Consider the following 17,635-nt stretch of genomic DNA (forward strand, 5'->3'; position numbering starts at 1 on the left):
AGTGTTCCGGGGCCCGCGCCGAGCGTGGGTTCCAGCGTCGGTCCGGTGCCCAGCGCGAGCGGGGTACCCAGCGCTGCGCCCAGCCCTGGCCCGATCCCGACATCGAGCCTTCCCGCCGTGCCCACTGCCAGTCCCTCACCGGCGCCGTCGCCGGCGGCATCCGTGTCAGCCTCCGCATCCGCATCCGCATCCGCATCCGCATCCGCCGTACCGTCGCCATCGGCCTCCCCATCGCCGTCCCCGTCCCCGTCGCCCTCGCCCTCGCCGAGCGTCCCCGCTGCGCCGCAGCCGATCGTGCTGCCCTCGCACCCCGTGCCGTTCGGGGCGTTCCTCGGTTCGGACCAGTCGAACGACCGGATCAACGAGTTCTCCAGCTGGCTGAACCACGCCGAGATCCAGGTCGGCCACACCTACCTCCCCGGCAACCACTGGGAGGACATCGAGGGCAGCGTCACCCTGCTGGCCCCCTGGGCGGCCTGGCGGACCGCGGCGACCGACCGGATGCTGATCCTCGGCGTTCCCATGCAGCAAGCCAACGAGGGCGACCTCGACGACGACAGCGTGCGCTACCTGCTCGCCCAGGGCGCGGCGGGGGCCTTCGACGGCCACTTCCTGGAGCTGGCCCGGCGCCTGGTCGCACTGGGCGTCCCCGACACCGTCATCACCCTCGGCTGGGAGATGAACGGCACCACGTACAGCAGCCGCTGCCATCCGGACCCGGCCGACTGGCGGACCTACTGGCGCCGCATCGTCACCACCATGCGCAGCATCCCCGGCCAGCGGTTCCGTTTCGACTTCGACCCGACCCGCGGACCCGACGACAACCCCTGGACCGAGTGCTACCCCGGCGACGACGTCACCGACGTGATCGGGATGGACAGCTACGACATGGAGCCGGGGAGCACCTTCCAGGACTTCGTGACCGAGCCGTACGGACTCCAGCAGCAGGTGACCTTCGCCGCCGCCCACCACAAGCCGGTCTCGTACCCCGAGTGGGGCCTCTACCACTACGGCGACGACCCCGACTACGTGCGACAGATGCTGGCCTGGATGGCCACCCACGACACGCTCTACCAGACGGTCACGGACTACTGCCCGCACGGCGTCTGGGAGTGCGACGCCAATCCCGGGTCGAGCGAGGCCTACCGCGATTTCCTCTCGGCAGTAGCCAGCCCGAGCCCTTCGCCGAGCCCCAGCCCCAGTCCGAGTCCTTCGGCTCCCCCCAGCCCGTCCCCGAGCCCGTCCCCCACTTCGAGCCCGTCCCCGACACCCTCCCCGCGCCCCTTCCCGTCACCTCCCGCTCACCCGGTGCCCCTCCCGGAGAGCCCGAGCACCGCCCCCGCAGCCGTCACGACCCCCACCCCGGCCGCGCCGGCCGCCCCGGCCACGCCGACCCCCGCCCCGGCCACCCCCGCGCGCTTCCGTCCCGTCCACGACCGTCTCTAGGAGTCCGGGCAAAGTCCGGCGACATCGAGCCACCATGCCCGATCATGGCTGAAGGGCACTCCGACGAGCACCCCCGTGCAAATCGCCGGTTTCCATACGCCACACTTGTTGTGATTGATCGCACTGTTTCCCGGTCGGGCATGATGGGGATCGCACCTCAAGCCTGCACGGCCGACAAGGAGGACCGAGTGGACGACGTTCTGCGGCGCGCCCCGCTCTTCACTGCTCTGGACGACGAGCAGGCTGCCGAGCTGCGCGCCTCCATGACGGAGACCACGCTCGCGCGCGGCGAATCCCTGTTCCACGAGGGCGACCCGGGCGACCGGCTGTACGTCATCGTCGAGGGCAAGGTGAAGCTGCACCGCACCTCGGCGGACGGGCGCGAGAACATGCTGGCCGTGGTCGGCCCCAGCGAGATGATCGGCGAGCTGTCGCTGTTCGACCCCGGACCGCGTACGGCCACGGCCTCCGCGCTGACCGAGGTCAAGCTGCTGGGCCTGGGCCACGGCGACCTGCAGCCCTGGCTGACGACCCGTCCCGAGGTCGCCATCTCGCTGCTCCGGGCCATCGCCCGCCGCCTGCGGCGCACCAACGACGTCATGTCGGACCTGGTCTTCTCCGACGTCCCCGGGCGTGTCGCCAAGGCGCTGCTGGACCTGTCGCGCCGCTTCGGCGTCCAGTCCGACGAGGGCATCCACGTGGTCCACGACCTGACCCAGGAGGAGCTGGCGCAGCTCGTCGGCGCCTCCCGGGAGACCGTCAACAAGGCCCTCGCCGACTTCGCCGGTCGCGGCTGGCTGCGGCTGGAGGCCCGCGCGGTGATCCTGCTGGACGTGGAGCGGCTGGCCCGGCGCTCGCGCTGACGCCGGGAACAGCTGACGACGCCAGGAACGCAGAAGGGGTGCGGCCACTCGGCCGCACCCCTTCACCTGTTCGAGTAGTTCCTCGTACTGTCGGACCAGGCCGTCGCTCCGGGTCAGATCAGCCCGTGCTCCCTGAGGTACTCCAGCTGTGCCCGGACCGACCACTCCGCCGCCGGCCACAGCGCGCGGTCCACGTCCGCGTACACCCGGGCGACGACCTCCGCCGGGGTCCGCAGGCCGGCCTCGACCGCGGTCTCCACCTGGGCCAGCCGTGCCGCCCGGTGGGCCAGGTAGTACTCCACCGTCCCCAGCGCGTCGGCCAGCACCGGACCGTGTCCGGGCAGCACCGTGGCCACCCCGTGCTCGGCCGCGAGGGTGCGCAGCCGCCGTAGCGAGTCCAGGTAGTCGCCGAGGCGCCCGTCCGGGTGGGCCACCACTGTCGTCCCGCGGCCCAGGACGGTGTCGCCGGTCAGCACCGCCCGGTCCGCCGGGAGCTGGAAGCACAGCGAGTCCGAGGTGTGGCCCGGCGTGCCGACGATCCGCAGCTCCAGGCCGCCGACCTCCAGCACCTCGCCGTCCCGCAGCCCTTCGTCGCCGAGCCGCAGCGCCGGGTCGAGGGCCCGTACCCCGCTGCCGGTCAGCTCGGCGAAGCGGGCGGCGCCCTCGGCGTGGTCCGGATGGCCGTGGGTGAGCAGGGTGGCCGCCACCCGGCGACCGCTCTGCTCGACGCGGTCCAGGACGGCCCGCAGATGGCCCTCGTCCAGCGGCCCGGGGTCGACCACGACGGCCAGCTCGGAGCCGGGCTCGGCGAGGATCCAGGTGTTGGTGCCGTCCAGGGTCATCGGCGAGGCGTTGGGGGCCAGCACGCAGTACGCCCGCTCGGTGGCCTGACCTGCGATGCCGCCCGCGATCTCGCTCACTTCCCGGCCCCAGTCCCCGCGTGCACGGTCAGCTCCGGGTACCCGGGCCAGCGCAACGTCACCCCGCCGTCCTCCCGCAACGCCGCCTCGGCCATCACCGCCTCGACCCGTCGCCGGCCCGCCGCCGCCAGCGCCGTGCCGGCATCGGCGTACGGGGACAGCTCGCGCAGCGTGGTGACGGTCGGCGGCAGCATCCGGTAGGCGCCGCTCTCCACCCGGCGCACCGCCTCGCCCGGGGCAAGCCACTCCACCCGGTCGGCCTCCCCCGGCACCTCCGCGGTCCGCTGCCCCTCGGGCACCGCGGCAACGAAGAACCAGGTGTCGTAGCGGCGCTCCTCGAACTCCGGGGTCACCCAGCGGGCCCAGGCGCCCAGCAGGTCGCTGCGCAGCACCAGCCGCCGACGGGTGAGGAACTCGGCGAAGGTCAGCCGGTGCGCCTCCAGCGCCGCCCGGTCCTCGCGCCACCGGTCGCCGCTGACGTCGGCGACCACCGACGTGGAGTCCGCGCCGGCCAGCAGCACCCCGGACTCCTCGAAGGTCTCCCGTACCGCGGCGCAGACGATGGCACGCGCGGTCTGCGGCGCGCAGCCCAGGCGCGCGCCCCACTCCTCGGCGGTCGGCCCGGCCCAGCCGAGGTCCGACGCACCGTCATGCAGGTCGACGCCCCCGCCGGGGAACGCGTACATCCCGCCGGCGAAGGCCATCGACGTCCGGCGCCGGAGCAGGTACCCCTCCGCGCCGGAGGCGCCGTCGCGCAGCAGCACCACCGTCGCCGCGGGCCTGGGCGGCACCGGCTCCAGCTCCCCACGTCCCAACGCGGCAATCCGCTCGGCCCAGCCCGAAGGCAGCTCAGCACTCATGGGCGGATCGTACGGGGCCGCTGCCCGCGCCCCCATAGGGGCGCGGGGAACTGCGCAACAGCAACCCGCCACCAACGTGGCGCCCTACTCCGAAACCCGAACCTGAATCTCCACCTCGACGGGCGCGTCCAGGGGCAGGACCGCCACCCCCACCGCGGACCGTGCGTGCACGCCCGCGGCGCCCAGCACCTCGCCGAGCAGCTCGCTCGCCCCGTTGACGACGCCCGGCTGCCCGGTGAAGTCCGTCGCCGAGGCGACGAAGCCGACCACCTTGACGACCTGCTCGATCCGGTCCAGATCGCCGACCACGGACTTCACCGCGGCCAGCGCGTTCAGCGCGCAGATCCGGGCCTGTGCCTTGGCCTCCTCCGCGGTGACCTCGGCGCCGACCTTCCCGGTCAGCGCGAGCTTGCCTTCCACCATGGGCAGCTGCCCCGAGGTGAAGACGAACTCCCCCGCCCGCACGGCGGGGACGTACGCGGCCAGCGGCGGCACCACCTGCGGCAGCTCCAGCCCGAGCTCGGCGAGCTTGGCCTCGACCTTTCCGGCCATCAGGACTTCCCCTGCTTCTCTCGCTTGAGGTAGGCGACGAGCTGCTCGGGGTTGGGCCCGGGCACGACCTGGACGAGCTCGTAGCCGTCCTCGCCCCAGGTGTCCAGAATCTGCTTCGTCGCATGCACCAGCAGCGGCACGGTCACGTATTCCCACTTGGTCATGAGGGGACTCTAACCGGTCGCCGCCCCCGCGATGTCCCTGTGATCTGCGACACAAAGAGGTGCAAACGTCTCGCCGTGGCAAGGCGTCTCCCGACGGCCGGGACGGCTCCTGGTTACGCTCGCCAGAAGACGCACAGCACGACGGCCACCGAACAGCCACCGATTGCCCATGAACCGATTGCCCAAGAACAGCCAGCGGACGGAGACGCACATGCCGGACTGGGAAGGGGTACGGCTGCATGTCGTCAGCGGTAAGGGCGGAACGGGCAAGACCACCGTCGCCGCCGCACTGGCCATGGCCCTGGCCGCCGACGGCAAGCGCACCCTGCTGATCGAGGTCGAGGAGCGGCAGGGCATCGCCGAACTGTTCGGCATCTCCGCGCTCCCCTACGAGGAGCGCCGGGTCGCGAGCGTCGGCCCCGGTGCCCTGGGACGGAGCGGGGCCCGCACGGGCTCGGCGAAGGGCGGGCGCGAAGGCGGGCGCGAGGGCGAGGTCTTCGCGCTGGCCATCGACATCGAACAGGCCCTGCTGGAGTACCTGGAGATGTTCTACAAGCTCGGCCGGGCCGGGAAGGCCCTGCGCAAGGTCGGCTTCATCGACTTCGCCACCACCATCGCGCCCGGGCTGCGCGACGTCCTGCTCACCGGCAAGGCCTGCGAGGCGGTCCGCCGCAAGGGCCCGGACGGGAAGCGGCACTACGACGCGGTGGTGATGGACGCGCCGCCGACCGGGCGGGTCAGCCGCTTCCTGAACATCAACACCGAGGTCGCCGGGCTGGCCAGGTTCGGGCCGATCTTCACCCAGTCGCAGGCGGTGATGCGGGTGATCCGCTCCCCAGAGACCGCCGTCCACCTGGTGACGCTGCTGGAGGAGATGCCGGTCCAGGAGACCGTGGACGGCGTGGCGGAGCTGCGCGCGGCCGGGCTGCCGGTCGGCGGGGTGTTCGTCAACATGGTGCGCCCCCCGATGCTGGACGAGGCGGCGATACTCGCCGCCGACGGGGACCATCGCGAGGAGCTGGGGATGGCTCTTGCCGACGCAGGGGTCGGCGCCCGTCCCGGCGGCGGGGCCAGGAAGACCGTCCCCGCCGCGACGAAGAAGCTGGTGGAGCCGCTGCTGGCGCAGGGCCGCGAACACGCGGCCCGGGTGCTGCTGGAACGCGATCAGCGCGCCGACGTCCAGGCGCTGAAACTGCCCACCTACGAACTCCCGCTGCTGAGCGGCGGGGTGGACCTCGGCGGGCTCTACCGGTTGGCAGCGGCGTTGAAGGAGGAGGGGGCGGCATGACGGCAGCGACGACACCGACGGCAGCGACGGCAGCGACGGCAGCGACCGGAAAGCAGACCGCTGGACGGCAGCAGAGCGCTGACCCGCTGGCGGGCGTGGCGCTGGACGTGGACGCGCTGATCGACGACCCCGCGACGGCGATCGTGGTCTGCTGCGGCTCGGGCGGCGTGGGCAAGACCACGACCGCCGCCGCGCTGGGGCTGCGCGCCGCCGAGCGCGGCCGCAAGGTCGTGGTGCTGACGATCGACCCGGCCCGCAGACTGGCCCAGTCGATGGGGCTGACCGAGCTGGACAACACCCCACGGGTCGTCAAGGACGTCGCCGGACCGGGCGAGTTGCAGGCGATGATGCTGGACATGAAGCGGACCTTCGACGAGGTCGTGCTCGCCCACGCCGACCCCGAACGGGCCCGGCAGATCATGGAGAACCCCTTCTACCAGTCGCTCTCCTCCGGCTTCGCCGGCACCCAGGAGTACATGGCGATGGAGAAGCTGGGCCAGCTCCAGGCCACCGGCAGCTGGGACCTGATCGTCGTGGACACCCCGCCGAGCCGCTCGGCGCTGGACTTCCTGGACGCGCCCAACCGGCTCGGCTCCTTCCTGGACGGCAAGCTGATCCGGGTGCTGATGGCGCCGGCGAAGGTCGGCGGCCGCAGCGCGATGAAGTTCCTCAACGTCGGGATGACCATGTTCACCGGCGTGCTCGGCAAGATCCTCGGCGCCAATGTGCTGCAGGACGTGTCGACCTTCGTCGCGGCGATGGACTCGATGTTCGGCGGCTTCCGCGAGCGTGCCGACCGTACCTACCAGCTGCTCCAGGCGCCGGGCACGGCCTTCCTGGTGGTGGCCGCCCCCGAACGGGACGCGCTGCGCGAGGCGGCGTACTTCGTGGACCGGCTGGAGACGGACCGGATGCCGCTGGCCGGGCTGGTGCTGAACCGGGTGCACCGGACCGGCGCACCCCAGCTCACCGCGGAGCGGGCTCTGGCGGCCGCGGAGACCCTGGAGGGGGATGCGGACACCGACTCCTCCGACGGTGGCGAGGCAGGGGGGAGTGCCTTCGCGCAGGAGTCGGAGGTGCTGGCCGCCGGGCTGCTCAGACTGCACGCGGACCGGGTCAGGACCATCACGCACGAGCGCCGGATGCGGGACCGCTTCGTCTCGATCTACCCGGACGTGCCGCTGGTCGAGGTGCCCGCCCTGGCCGGTGACGTGCACGACCTGGAGGGCCTGCGGGAGATCGGCGAGCGCCTGGCAGCGGGCTGACCCTCGGCCCGGCGGTGGCCGGCCAGGGTCCGAACCAGGTCCGGGTTCGACCAGGTCCGGTTCCGAACGTGACGGCACGACTCCGCCGCCCGTGGCCCGGCCCGTTGCGGCCGGACACGGGGCGTGGAGTAGCCGTGCGGGACTGCGCGTGCTCGGACCGCCGCGGCGGCAGAGCCCGGCTCAGCCTGCTTCGGCGTAGTCCGGATCTCCGATGGAGAAGGTCTGCTCGTACTCGGTACGAGCCGTCTCCAGCAACCTTCGCCAGGAGATCACCGTTGGTCTGCGGCGCAGCAGAGCCCTGCGCTCGCGCTCCGTCATTCCCCCCCACACGCCGAACTCGACGCGATTGTCGAGGGCATCCGCCAGGCACTCGGTGCGGACCGGGCAACCGGTACACACCGCCTTGGCGCGGTTCTGTGCCGCCCCCTGAACGAACAGTTCGTCCGGATCACTGGTGCGGCAGGCTGCCTGCGCACTCCAGTCGTCAACCCAGCCCATGCTGGTGCCGTCCTCTCCCGAATCGAGGCTCCCCCACGGCGGCAACGGCATATTCGCTGTTGCCAGTTGAGGACGTTACGGAAGAAGAGCAGGTTGCAACAGCCCCTTGGGGCCCAATCCTGTATGGCCCGTTCGGACTATGCGTGCGGAATAGATCACCCACTGGAGTGAGTGCAGGTTGGAGGGCCGTACAGGCTTCGGGGACCTGGACGACACTGCCCTTCCTGGCTCAGTTCCTGGCATATGACCGCGATCCGGACAGATCTCATCACCCACAAGAGTGAAGTGAGTGAGCGCTCGGGAACTTGTCGCAAGCTTGTGACAAGAGTAGGCGAACAGATGCCCGCCTGTCCGGCTAACGCGTCGTAAGGTGCTGCCCATGGCGAAGCGCTCTCGATCTCCGTTGTACAAGGTGGGTCTCGGTCTGAACCTGGTCGGCGCGAGTGTGCTGGCCGGAACGCTGGTCGCCGGACTGGCCCTGCCCGCCGTGGGCGCCCTCGGGTTCGGCGCGAAGTCGGCGACGACCTCCTTCAACGAGATCCCGGCGGAGTTCACCGCACCGACCCTGTCGCAGGCGTCGACCATCTACGACGCCAACGGCGGAGTGATCGCCAAGGTCTACGCCCGCGACCGCACCGTGGTGCCGATCAGCAAGATCGCCCCGGTGATGCGGCAGGCACTGGTCGACATCGAGGACAACCGCTACTACCAGCACGGTGCGATCGACCTCCAGGGCACCCTGCGCGCGCTGACCAAGAACGCCTCCTCCGGCGCCTCCCAGGGCGGGTCCACGCTGACCCAGCAACTGGTGAAGAACATGAACGTGGAGCTGGCCGGCAACGACCCGACCAAGGTCCGCGAGGCCCAGGCGCAGACCATCGGGCGCAAGATCTCCGAGCTGAAGGTCGCCATCAAGCTCGAGGAGACGCTCACCAAGGACCAGATCCTCACCGACTACCTCAACATCACCTTCTGGGGCGAGCAGGCCTACGGCATCGAGGCCGCCTCCGAGCGCTACTTCAGCGTCCACGCCAGCCAGCTGACCGTCCCCCAGGCCGCCATGCTGGCCGGCATGGTGCAGTCGCCCAGCAACTACGACCCGCTGCTCTACGCCCCCGCGGCCACCACGCGCCGCAACGAGGTGCTGGACGCGATGGCGAAGTACGGCTCCATCACCGCGGCCCAGGCCGCGGTCTACAAGGCCAAGCCGCTGGGGCTGAAGGTGAGCCGTCCCAAGGAGGGCTGCATCACCGCCAGGAACGGCGAGCAGTTCTTCTGCGACTACGTCGAGCACATCTTCCTGAGCAACCCGGTCTTCGGTCAGACGGCGCAGGCCAGGCAGGCGCTGTGGGACCGCGGCGGGCTGGACATCCACACCACGATCGACCCCAAGGTGCAGACGGCCCTGCAGAAGTCGGTCACCTCGCACGTCCACGCCGACGAGAAGGCCGCCACGGCGATGACCATCATCCAGCCGGGCACCGGCAAGATCATGGGCATGGGGCAGAGCCGCCCGTACGGCAACGGGACCAGCGCCGGCGTCACCACGCTGAACTACAACGTCGACCGCACCATGGGCGGCGGCGGGGGCTTCCCGACCGGGTCGACCGTGAAGCCGATCACCGCGGCCGCCGCGCTGGAGAACGGCATCGGCATGGACCAGACGTACGACTCGCTGTACCAGGAGCCCTACCCGGCGATGACCGACTGCAAGGGCAACCACCTGCGCGAGGTGACCGACCCGCCGGACCAGAACGACTCCACCACCCTGGTCGGACCGTTCAACATGCCGACCGCCATGGCCAAGTCGGTCAACACCTACTTCGTGCCGCTGGAGAAGGACGCCGGGCTCTGCAACGTCGTGCAGATGATGGCCAAGATGGGCATCACCTCGCAGGCCACCTACTCCCCCGGCACGCACACGCTGGCCCCGATCGAGCAGGTCCAGTCGCTGACGCTGGGCACCAACAGCCTCACCCCGATGCAGATGGCCAACGTCTACGCCACCTTCGCCGCCCGGGGCGTCTACTGCTCCCCGACCGCGATCACCGCGGTCACCGACGTGAACCACAAGAGCCTGCCGGTGCCCTCCGCCAACTGCCACTCGGTGATGCAGCAGAGCACCGCCGACGCCATCACCACCATGCTCAAGGGCGTGGTCGAGGACGGCACCGGCGCACAGGACGGCTTCGCCGACGGCCGTCCCAGCGCGGGCAAGACCGGTACCACCGACTACCACAAGCAGGTCTGGTTCGTCGGCTTCACCCCGCAGCTCTCCGGCGCCACCGTGGTCAGCGACACCGGCACCAAGATCACCCCGCTCTACGACGGCCAGACCATCGGCGGCACCTCCTACGGTCAGAACGAGGTGTTCGGCAGCACGATCGCCGGCCCGATATGGCATGACGCCATGGACGGGGCGCTGAGCGGCGTCGGGTTCAGGTACTTCCACACCGTCAGCCTCCCTGCGCCGGTCAAGACCAAGGCCCAGCAGGCCAAGGACAAGAACAAGAACAAGACCGGCGGGACCACCGCGGGCACCACCACCGGGACCACGGCGGGAACCACCGCGGGCACCGGAACCACGACCGCCGGCACCACCGGGACCACGGGGACCACGGGCACCACCGGCACGAACCTGATCGGCGGGCTCACCGGGGGCACCGGAGTCACCGGCCGCTGAGGCTCCGCCCACAGGCCCGCACAGCAACGCCGAGGGGCGCCCGGTCAACTCCCGGGCGCCCCTCGGCGCGTCGTCGTACTGTGCCGGCGGTCTGGGCTCCGGCGGCTCTGCAGTCGTGCCGTGCCGTCGGCGCTCGGCGCTCGGCGCTCCGCCTCAGCCCGCCAGGGCCTGCCGCACCGCCGCGGCCACCCGGCCGCCCTCGGCCAGCCCGGCCACCTTCGGGTTCACCAGCTTCATCACCGCACCCATCGCGCGCGGCCCCTCGGCGCCCGCGGCCCTGGCCTCGGCGACGGCCGTGGCGACGATCTCCGTCAGCTCATCGTCCGTCAGCTGCTTGGGCAGGTAAGCGGCCAGCAGCTCGCCCTCGGCCCGCTCGCGCGCCGCCGACTCAGGACGTCCGCCGGCCTCGAAGGCCTCGGCCGCCTCACGGCGCTTCTTCGCCTCACGGGTGATCACCTTGAGCACCTCCTCGTCGGAGAGCTCGCGCGCCACCTTCCCGGCCACCTCCTCGGTGGTGATGGCGGACAGGGTGAGCCGGATCGTGCCGGAGCGCAGCTCGTCCCTGGCCCGGATCGAGGCCGTGAGGTCCTCCTGCAGCTGCTTCTTGAGCGTCGTGGTCATGTACGCAAGTCTCGCATCCCCGACAAGCCGACGCGCTGCCAATTAACACCGCCGCCCCGAGCCGCCGACCCGGGCCGACGCGCCGTGTCGCCGACCCCCACCGCCGACCCCCGCCGCGCCACACCGGTGCTCGCCGTACGGACGCACTCTGCGACCATGGACGGATGCGACCGCTCTACGCCGTACCCCTGGGAATCGCCGCCACCGGCGCGGCCTGCGTGGCCTACGCCGCCGGTTACGAAGTGCGCTCGTTCCGGCTGCGCCGGGTGACCGTACCCGTGCTGCCGGCCGGAGCGCCGCCGCTGCGCGTGCTGCAGCTGTCGGACATCCACATGGTCAACGGGCAGGGCAAGAAGCAGCGCTGGCTGCGTGAGCTGGCCTCGCTCAAACCGGACCTGGTGGTGAACACCGGCGACAACCTCTCCGACCCGGAGGCGATCCCGCAGACCCTGGACGCCCTCGGCCCGCTGATGGACTTCCCGGGCGTCTACGTCTTCGGCTCCAACGACTACTACGGGCCGGTCCCGAAGAGCCCGACCCGGTATCTGGGCGCGATGCTGAGCGGCGACCACGGCATGAACGGGGCGGACGGCACCCCCCGCCGCGGCATCGTCGGCGCGGTCCACAACCCGTGGGAGGACCTGCGGGACGGCTTCGACCGGGCCGGCTGGCTGAACCTGACCAACACCCGCGGCCGGCTCAAGATCGAGGGGCTGGACCTGGAGTTCACCGGCCTGGACGACCCGCACATCCGCCGGGACCGCTACGCCCAGGTCGCCGGCGGTCCGGACGCCGACGCCGACCTCTCCATCGGCCTCGTGCACGCCCCGTACCTGCGGGCCCTGGACGCCTTCACCGCCGACGGCTACCCGCTGGTGCTGGCCGGGCACACCCACGGCGGGCAGCTGTGCGTGCCCTTCTACGGCGCCCTGGTCACCAACTGCGACCTGGACCGGGGGCGGGTCAAGGGCCTGTCCCGGCACTCCGCGGGGGGCCACGAGTCCTATCTGCACGTGTCGGCGGGCTGCGGCACCAACCGCTACACCCCGGTGCGCTTCGCCTGCCCGCCCGAGGCCACCCTGCTGACCCTGACGGCCGGCCCCGCCACCTGAGCCGTCGGACCGCCTGAGCCGTCGGCCCGCGGGCCCGCCTGCTGCGGGGCCGTGGGCCCCGGCCGGCTAGACCGGCGGCTGCAGCCACCCCTGCTGGCGGGCGGTGTCCGCGGCCACCTTCAGCAGCCGCTCGATCGCGGGCGAGCGGTTCGGTCCCCGGGTGATCAGGTGGACCTCCACCGTCGTCGCGGGGACCAGCGGCAGCCAGAGCAGCCCGGCCGGCAGCCCCACCCGCCCGGTCTCGCCGACGATGGTGACCGCGGCGCCGGAGGCGACCGGGGTGTAGGAGGCGTCGAAGTCCAGCCCGCGCACCAGCACCTCGGGCTTGGCCCCGGCCTTGGCGCAGATGTCCATGATCTGGTCGTAGTGGCCCGGGTTGTGGTCCCGGGCGTGCAGCAGCAGCTTGACGCCGTCCAGCTCGGCCGGGTCCACGCCGCCCGCAGCCCCGCCCTGGGCCAGGGGGTGGTCCCGGCTGACGATCAGCCCCTGCCGCTCCAGCCGCAGCAGGGTCAGCACCAGCTCCTGCTGCGGCGGCGCGCAGCGCACCAGACCGACGTCCAGGGTGCCGGCCGCGACTCCGGCCACGATGTCGGCGAAGGACATCACCCGGGCCGACACCTCGATGCCCGGCGCCTCCTCGCTCATCGCGAGCAGCAACTGCGGCGCGGTCTCGTACCCGGCGCTCATGCCGTAGCCCAGGCTGATGCTGCCCAGGCTGCCGTCCGCGAAGCCGCGGACCCCGCGCCACAGGCTGTCGGCGGCGTCCAGCAGCGCGGGACCGCGCTCCAGCAGCATCAGACCGGCCTCGGTCGGCTCCACCTTGTGCGTGGTTCTGCTGAGCAGCTCCACGCCCAACTCCCGCTCCAATTCCCGTACTTGGCGACTCAGTGCCGGCTGGGCAATATGCAGTCGCTCGGCGGCGCGGGTGAAGTTCCGCTCCTCCGCGACAGCGAGGAAGTAACGCAAGCGACGCAGTTCGGACATGCACCCATCCTAGGCGTGCGGTCATGCCGTGTCGGCATGGACCGATGGAAAACAAGTCTTTCCCTACCCCGGGAGCCGCTCAGTAGATTCGAGTCAACAGCAGCGAGAAGGAATTGCGAAGGAGTGGAAATGGACACGAACACCACCGAAATCAGCCGGAACGTCGTCGAGGCCTATATCGAGGCGTTGAGCTCCGGGCGGATCGACGACGCGAAGGCGATGTTCGCCGAGGACGCCACCTGGACGCTCGGCGGCGACCTGCCGATGTCGGGGACCTGGCACGGTCGCAAGGGGATCTTCGAGGACTTCCTCGGACTCGCCTTCGGACGCCTCGACGCCACCACCGTCGCCCTGAACACCACCAACCTGGTCGCCGTCGGCGACACCGTGGTGGTCGAGTGGACCTCGGACGCCACCGCCCGCGACGGCGGCCACTACCACCAGCAGTGCGCCGGCTTCTTCATCGTGCGGGACGGACTCATCGCCGCCGTTCGCGAGTACTTCGACACCGACCACGCCCGCCGCGTCCTTTTCGCCGCCTGACAAGACATCGCAACAACACATCGCACCGGAACAGAGAGGGGGATGCAACACCATGAAGGCCATGATTCCCACCGGGGACATTTCCAGCGCCGTGGAATTCGGCGAGGTCCCGGAGCCCGAACCGCGTGCGGACGAGGCCGTGGTCGCCGTCGAGGCGTACTCGGTCAACCGCGGCGAGACCTTCCTGCTGGAGCACCCGCGGGACGGCTGGCGTCCCGGCAAGGACATCGCCGGGAGGGTGGTCCGCGCCGCCGCCGACGGCAGCGGACCGGCCGAAGGGTCCAGGGTGGTGGGCCACCCTGCCGCCGCCGGCTGGGCCGAGCGGGTCGCCGTACCCGTCCACAGCCTGGCCGCCCTCCCGGACCGGGTGGACAGCACCACCGCGGCCGCGCTGCCGCTGGCCGGGCTGACCGCGCTGCGCCTGCTGCGCGCGGCCGGCCCGGTCGCCGGCCGGCGGGTGCTGCTCACCGGCGCGAGCGGCGGCGTCGGCCACTACCTCACCGAGCTCGCCTCCGGCAGCGGCGCGCAGATCACCGCGGTCAGCGCGAGCCAGGAGCGCGGCGTCCGCCTGCTGGAGCTCGGCGCGACCGAGGTCGTCACGGATGTGGAGAAGGCGACCGGCCCCTTCGACATCGTGCTGGAGTCCGTCGGCGGCACCTCGCTCCCAGCCGGCCTGGCCCGGCTCGCCCCCGAGGGCCTGCTGGTCTGGTTCGGCCAGGCCAGCCGCACCCCGGTCACCCTCAACTTCTTCGACTTCTTCAAGACCGCGGTCGGCGGCTCCATCCGCCACTTCGACTACACCCGCAGCGACCGCAGCTACGCCGACGACCTGGCCGTCCTGGTCCGCCTCGTCGCCACCGGCCGGCTCCACCCCGAGATCGGCCTCCGCCAGGACTGGTCCCACACCGCCACCGCCATCACCGCCCTCCGCACCCGCAACATCCGCGGCAACGCCGTCCTGGTCACCTCCTGACCTGCACGGTCGCCGCCCCCCGAAGAAACGCGATTTCGTCCCACGCCCCGGGTCCGCTAGAGTAATCCTCGTTGCACCGGGGTGTGGCGCAGCTTGGTAGCGCGCTTCGTTCGGGACGAAGAGGCCGTGGGTTCAAATCCCGCCACCCCGACCCAGGTCAGAGGCCCAGTCGAGATCATCGACTGGGCCTCTGCGTGTCCATCTGCGTGACGAAGTCGCTACATTCGAGACCGGCGCGGGCCATGCTGAGGACATGAGCATGCATCTCCAGCAGGTCAGAGAGCATCCGGAGCGCCCGGTTGTGGTGCGCGACCATGACGTCTCAGCCCTTGTCGCGGTGCTCGCCGGGGTCGAGAACGCGGTGCGTCTGCAGGATTCGCAGGGCCTTGTCGAGTTCCTGCATCGCCGGTTCACGGCTCTCGATCTTGTCTCGGACGAAGGGGTAGATCGAGATCAACTGGCGGATGCGCTACTCGCGTTGAACCATCGCCTCCGGGAGGCCAGGGGTGAACACGAGAGCATCCCGTAGCCGAGACCAGAGCCACGGACCAACTGCAGGCAGCCCGACCGATGCCCGGCAACTGGAGAAGCTGCAACTCACGGAGCGGTCGCACGCGCGGTAGCAAGATCGGTGCCCTGACTGATCCCCGACCGCTCATTGCCTCGCGCAGGTCCTGACCACAGACTGCTCCGGCGTTCTTCGTGTTCACGACACATTGAGGTTGGCGCCAGCTCAGTCTCTCCCGACGTACGACCGCGTGGTGTGTCGTGATGGCCGTTCACAATCTCCAGCAGTGAGGGTGACATGGCTGATTTCTCGCGTAGGCGGATCCTGCAATCCACGCTCGGTGTCGGCGGCGCCGCGGCGGCGGCGACGTTGCTTCCGCCGAACCTGCAGCGGGCGATGGCGGAGTCGGCCAAGAGTCCGGGCCCCGGGTCCATCGACGACATCGAGCACGTCGTGATCCTGATGCTGGAGAACCGCTCGTTCGACCACTACTTCGGCACCCTGCGCGGGGTCCGCGGCTTCGACGACCCGGACGCGGTGACGCTGTCCACCGGACGGTCGGTGTTCTACCAGCCGGACACGGTCAACCCGGACGGCTACCTGCTGCCGTTCCACCTCGACACCAAGAGCACCAGCTCGCAGGCGATCCCGTCGACCAGCCACGCCTGGGCGGTGCAGCACGCGGCGGTCAACGGCGGCCGGATGGACCAGTGGCTGCCCGCCCACCGGGCGGCCGACGGTCAGGCCAACGGCCCGTACACGATGGGCTACTACAAGCGCGACGACATCCCGTTCCACTTCGCGCTCGCCGAGTCGTTCACCGTCTGCGACGCGTACTTCTGCTCGCTCCTCGGTCCGACCTGGCCCAACCGCCTGTACCACTGGACCGGCACCATCGACCCCAACGGTCTGGCCGGCGGCCCGGTGACCAGCAACGTGATCCCCTCCCCGTTCCGCTGGACGACCTACCCGGAGCGCCTCACCCAGGCGGGTGTCTCCTGGCACGTCTACCAGCAGGAGGACGACTACGCGACCAACCCGCTGGAGTGGTTCCAGTCCTTCCAGGACTCCAAGCCCGGCGACGCGCTCTACGAGCACGGCCTGACCATCGGCCCGGCCGACCAGTTCGCCCGGGACGCGGTCAACGACCGCCTGCCGACCGTCTCGTGGATCATCCCGACCTCGGGCCAGAGCGAGCACCCCGACTACACCCCGGCGGCCGGCGCCGACTTCCTGGCCCGCCAGCTGGACGCGATCGCGGCCAACCCCGAGGTGTGGCGCAAGACCGTCTTCATCATCAACTACGACGAGAACGACGGCCTGTTCGACCACATGGTCCCGCCGATGCCGCCGGCCGGTACGCCGGACGAGTTCGTCGGCGGGGTGCCGATCGGCGCCGGCGTGCGGGTGCCGTGCCTGATCGTCTCGCCCTGGACCCAGGGCGGCTACGTCGCCGGCGAGCCGTTCGACCACACCTCGGTGCTGCGCTTCCTGGAGCGGATCACCGGGGTGCGCGAGCCCAACATCAGCGACTGGCGCCGGAAGACCTTCGGCGACCTCACCTCGGCCCTCGGCTTCGCCAAGCCCCGTCCGTTCCCGAAGCTGCCGAACACCAAGGCGCAGTTCTGGGCCGCCGAGCACGAGGTCGCCACGCTCCCGCCGACCACGATCCCCGGCGCCGACCAGACTCCCCCGCACCAGGACACCACCGGTGCCAAGGCCGTGCCGGTCCCCGCAGCGGCACCCGCCACCGAAACCAAGGCGCTCGCCGGCACCCGCCCGTACGCCGTCAGCCGCATCGTCGAGAACGCCACGACGCACCGCTCGGACTTCCCGAACGGCACCGCGGGCACCGTCTTCCCCGGTATCCAGGAAGCCGTCCCCAGCACCGGGCCCACCAGCGGCACCCACGTCTACACCGTCGGTGTGGTCAGCTTCACCCTCGCGGTGATCGACGCGGCCACCCGGCAGCTGGTGGCCAGCATCAGGGCCGGGGTGAGCCCCTACGGCCTCGCGAAGACGGCCGACGGCAGCAAGCTCTACATCAGCAACTCGGGCGAGAACGCGGTCACCGTCTACGACACCGCCAAGGGCGCGATCACCGAGAGCATCGCGGTCGGCCCCTACCCGCACGGCCTGGCGACCTCTCCGGACGGCAGCAGCGTCTACGTCGCCAACACCGGACCGGACACCGGCTTCGGCGGCTCGCAGACCCTCTCCGTCATCGACACCGCCTCCGACAAGGTCACCGCCACCTGGACGACCGGGGACACCCCGCACTCCATCGCGCCGAGCACGGACGGCAGGACCCTCTACGTCTCGTGCTACGACGGCCTGTCCGTGCTGGACACCGGC

At 71.0% G+C, this 17,635-nt stretch carries 15 protein-coding genes, 1 tRNA gene and 3 pseudogenes; 11 read left to right on the forward strand and 8 right to left on the reverse strand.

Going from position 1 to position 17,635, the window contains the following annotated elements:
* Positions 1-312 precede the first annotated feature (312 nt).
* Together ABUW04_RS32400 and ABUW04_RS32405 are read left to right on the forward strand one after the other, a co-directional pair.
* The gene (locus ABUW04_RS32400) at positions 313-1,446 is read left to right on the forward strand and encodes a glycoside hydrolase family 26 protein (protein ID WP_380568052.1); all 1,134 of its coding nucleotides are present in this window, start codon (positions 313-315) and stop codon (positions 1,444-1,446) included.
* A 188-nt stretch (positions 1,447-1,634) separates the two neighbouring features.
* Positions 1,635-2,309, forward strand: coding sequence for a Crp/Fnr family transcriptional regulator (locus ABUW04_RS32405; protein ID WP_030253884.1), 675 nt, complete (start codon positions 1,635-1,637; stop codon positions 2,307-2,309).
* Positions 2,310-2,440: 131 nt separating this feature from the next.
* Here ABUW04_RS32405 and ABUW04_RS32410 read toward each other — a convergent pair.
* From ABUW04_RS32410 to ABUW04_RS32430, 5 genes and pseudogenes are all read right to left on the reverse strand, one after another.
* Positions 2,441-2,536, reverse strand: a pseudogene (locus tag ABUW04_RS32410) (MBL fold metallo-hydrolase); the annotation flags it as partial.
* Positions 2,537-2,683: 147 nt separating this feature from the next.
* Positions 2,684-3,151, reverse strand: a pseudogene (locus ABUW04_RS32415) (MBL fold metallo-hydrolase); the annotation flags it as partial.
* Between the two features lie 74 nt (positions 3,152-3,225).
* On the reverse strand, positions 3,226-4,089 hold the full coding sequence (locus tag ABUW04_RS32420; RefSeq protein WP_380568053.1) for an NUDIX hydrolase: 864 nt from the start codon (positions 4,087-4,089) through the stop codon (positions 3,226-3,228).
* 84 nt (positions 4,090-4,173) lie between these two features.
* Positions 4,174-4,641, reverse strand: coding sequence for a RidA family protein (locus tag ABUW04_RS32425; protein ID WP_030253878.1), 468 nt, complete (start codon positions 4,639-4,641; stop codon positions 4,174-4,176).
* Entirely contained in the window at positions 4,641-4,805 is a 165-nt protein-coding gene (locus ABUW04_RS32430) for a hypothetical protein (protein ID WP_157623729.1), read from the reverse strand. The genes ABUW04_RS32425 and ABUW04_RS32430 overlap by 1 nt, the downstream gene beginning before the upstream one ends.
* Positions 4,806-5,016: 211 nt before the next feature.
* Here ABUW04_RS32430 and ABUW04_RS32435 point away from each other — a divergent pair, with 211 nt between their 5' ends.
* Both ABUW04_RS32435 and ABUW04_RS32440 read left to right on the forward strand, forming a co-directional pair.
* Positions 5,017-6,093: an ArsA-related P-loop ATPase gene (locus tag ABUW04_RS32435; protein ID WP_380568055.1), complete on the forward strand. Its 1,077-nt coding sequence runs from the start codon at positions 5,017-5,019 to the stop codon at positions 6,091-6,093.
* Positions 6,090-7,358, forward strand: coding sequence for an ArsA family ATPase (locus ABUW04_RS32440; RefSeq protein WP_380568056.1), 1,269 nt, complete (start codon positions 6,090-6,092; stop codon positions 7,356-7,358). The genes ABUW04_RS32435 and ABUW04_RS32440 overlap by 4 nt, the downstream gene beginning before the upstream one ends.
* Positions 7,359-7,538: 180 nt before the next feature.
* Here ABUW04_RS32440 and ABUW04_RS32445 read toward each other — a convergent pair whose 3' ends face one another.
* Complete coding sequence (locus ABUW04_RS32445; protein ID WP_037595132.1) at positions 7,539-7,856, reverse strand: WhiB family transcriptional regulator; 318 nt, start codon at positions 7,854-7,856, stop codon at positions 7,539-7,541.
* A 379-nt stretch (positions 7,857-8,235) separates the two neighbouring features.
* On the opposite strand from ABUW04_RS32445, the gene ABUW04_RS32450 reads away from it, so the two are divergent.
* The gene (locus ABUW04_RS32450; RefSeq protein ID WP_380568057.1) at positions 8,236-10,539 is read left to right on the forward strand and encodes a transglycosylase domain-containing protein; all 2,304 of its coding nucleotides are present in this window, start codon (positions 8,236-8,238) and stop codon (positions 10,537-10,539) included.
* Between the two features lie 153 nt (positions 10,540-10,692).
* Here the strand turns inward: ABUW04_RS32450 and ABUW04_RS32455 are convergent, their stop codons facing one another.
* Entirely contained in the window at positions 10,693-11,160 is a 468-nt protein-coding gene (locus ABUW04_RS32455; protein ID WP_134003158.1) for a GatB/YqeY domain-containing protein, read from the reverse strand.
* 164 nt (positions 11,161-11,324) lie between these two features.
* On the opposite strand from ABUW04_RS32455, the gene ABUW04_RS32460 reads away from it, so the two are divergent.
* On the forward strand, positions 11,325-12,272 hold the full coding sequence (locus tag ABUW04_RS32460; protein ID WP_380568058.1) for a metallophosphoesterase: 948 nt from the start codon (positions 11,325-11,327) through the stop codon (positions 12,270-12,272).
* A 66-nt stretch (positions 12,273-12,338) separates the two neighbouring features.
* Here ABUW04_RS32460 and ABUW04_RS32465 read toward each other — a convergent pair whose 3' ends face one another.
* On the reverse strand, positions 12,339-13,256 hold the full coding sequence (locus tag ABUW04_RS32465) for a LysR family transcriptional regulator (RefSeq protein ID WP_030253866.1): 918 nt from the start codon (positions 13,254-13,256) through the stop codon (positions 12,339-12,341).
* A 129-nt stretch (positions 13,257-13,385) separates the two neighbouring features.
* On the opposite strand from ABUW04_RS32465, the gene ABUW04_RS32470 reads away from it, so the two are divergent.
* From ABUW04_RS32470 to ABUW04_RS32490, 5 genes and pseudogenes are all read left to right on the forward strand, one after another.
* The gene (locus tag ABUW04_RS32470; protein ID WP_380568059.1) at positions 13,386-13,799 is read left to right on the forward strand and encodes a nuclear transport factor 2 family protein; all 414 of its coding nucleotides are present in this window, start codon (positions 13,386-13,388) and stop codon (positions 13,797-13,799) included.
* A gap of 52 nt (positions 13,800-13,851) precedes the next feature.
* Positions 13,852-14,772, forward strand: a complete 921-nt coding sequence (locus ABUW04_RS32475) for a zinc-binding dehydrogenase (protein WP_380568060.1) — start codon at positions 13,852-13,854, stop codon at positions 14,770-14,772.
* 77 nt (positions 14,773-14,849) lie between these two features.
* Positions 14,850-14,923: transfer RNA gene (locus tag ABUW04_RS32480), tRNA-Pro, on the forward strand.
* A 102-nt stretch (positions 14,924-15,025) separates the two neighbouring features.
* On the forward strand, positions 15,026-15,301 hold the full coding sequence (locus tag ABUW04_RS32485) for a hypothetical protein (RefSeq protein WP_380568061.1): 276 nt from the start codon (positions 15,026-15,028) through the stop codon (positions 15,299-15,301).
* A 276-nt stretch (positions 15,302-15,577) separates the two neighbouring features.
* Positions 15,578-16,984: pseudogene (locus tag ABUW04_RS32490) on the forward strand (alkaline phosphatase family protein); the annotation flags it as partial.
* Between the last annotated feature and the right edge of the window lie 651 nt (positions 16,985-17,635).

The organism is Streptacidiphilus jeojiensis (assembly GCF_042510965.1).
Lineage (GTDB): Bacteria > Actinomycetota > Actinomycetes > Streptomycetales > Streptomycetaceae > Streptacidiphilus > Streptacidiphilus jeojiensis.

What these genes read in the sequence shown, in the direction of transcription:
- ABUW04_RS32420 (WP_380568053.1), bottom strand. Translation starts at nt 4,089, where the DNA reads ATGAGTGCTGAGCTGCCTTCGGGCTGGGCCGAGCGGATTGCCGCGTTG.
- ABUW04_RS32425 (WP_030253878.1), bottom strand. Translation starts at nt 4,641, where the DNA reads ATGGCCGGAAAGGTCGAGGCCAAGCTCGCCGAGCTCGGGCTGGAGCTG.
- ABUW04_RS32430 (WP_157623729.1), bottom strand. Translation starts at nt 4,805, where the DNA reads ATGACCAAGTGGGAATACGTGACCGTGCCGCTGCTGGTGCATGCGACG.
- ABUW04_RS32435 (WP_380568055.1), top strand. Translation starts at nt 5,017, where the DNA reads ATGCCGGACTGGGAAGGGGTACGGCTGCATGTCGTCAGCGGTAAGGGC.
- ABUW04_RS32440 (WP_380568056.1), top strand. Translation starts at nt 6,090, where the DNA reads ATGACGGCAGCGACGACACCGACGGCAGCGACGGCAGCGACGGCAGCG.
- ABUW04_RS32445 (WP_037595132.1), bottom strand. Translation starts at nt 7,856, where the DNA reads ATGGGCTGGGTTGACGACTGGAGTGCGCAGGCAGCCTGCCGCACCAGT.
- ABUW04_RS32450 (WP_380568057.1), top strand. Translation starts at nt 8,236, where the DNA reads ATGGCGAAGCGCTCTCGATCTCCGTTGTACAAGGTGGGTCTCGGTCTG.
- ABUW04_RS32455 (WP_134003158.1), bottom strand. Translation starts at nt 11,160, where the DNA reads ATGACCACGACGCTCAAGAAGCAGCTGCAGGAGGACCTCACGGCCTCG.
- ABUW04_RS32460 (WP_380568058.1), top strand. Translation starts at nt 11,325, where the DNA reads ATGCGACCGCTCTACGCCGTACCCCTGGGAATCGCCGCCACCGGCGCG.
- ABUW04_RS32465 (WP_030253866.1), bottom strand. Translation starts at nt 13,256, where the DNA reads ATGTCCGAACTGCGTCGCTTGCGTTACTTCCTCGCTGTCGCGGAGGAG.
- ABUW04_RS32470 (WP_380568059.1), top strand. Translation starts at nt 13,386, where the DNA reads ATGGACACGAACACCACCGAAATCAGCCGGAACGTCGTCGAGGCCTAT.
- ABUW04_RS32475 (WP_380568060.1), top strand. Translation starts at nt 13,852, where the DNA reads ATGAAGGCCATGATTCCCACCGGGGACATTTCCAGCGCCGTGGAATTC.
- ABUW04_RS32485 (WP_380568061.1), top strand. Translation starts at nt 15,026, where the DNA reads ATGAGCATGCATCTCCAGCAGGTCAGAGAGCATCCGGAGCGCCCGGTT.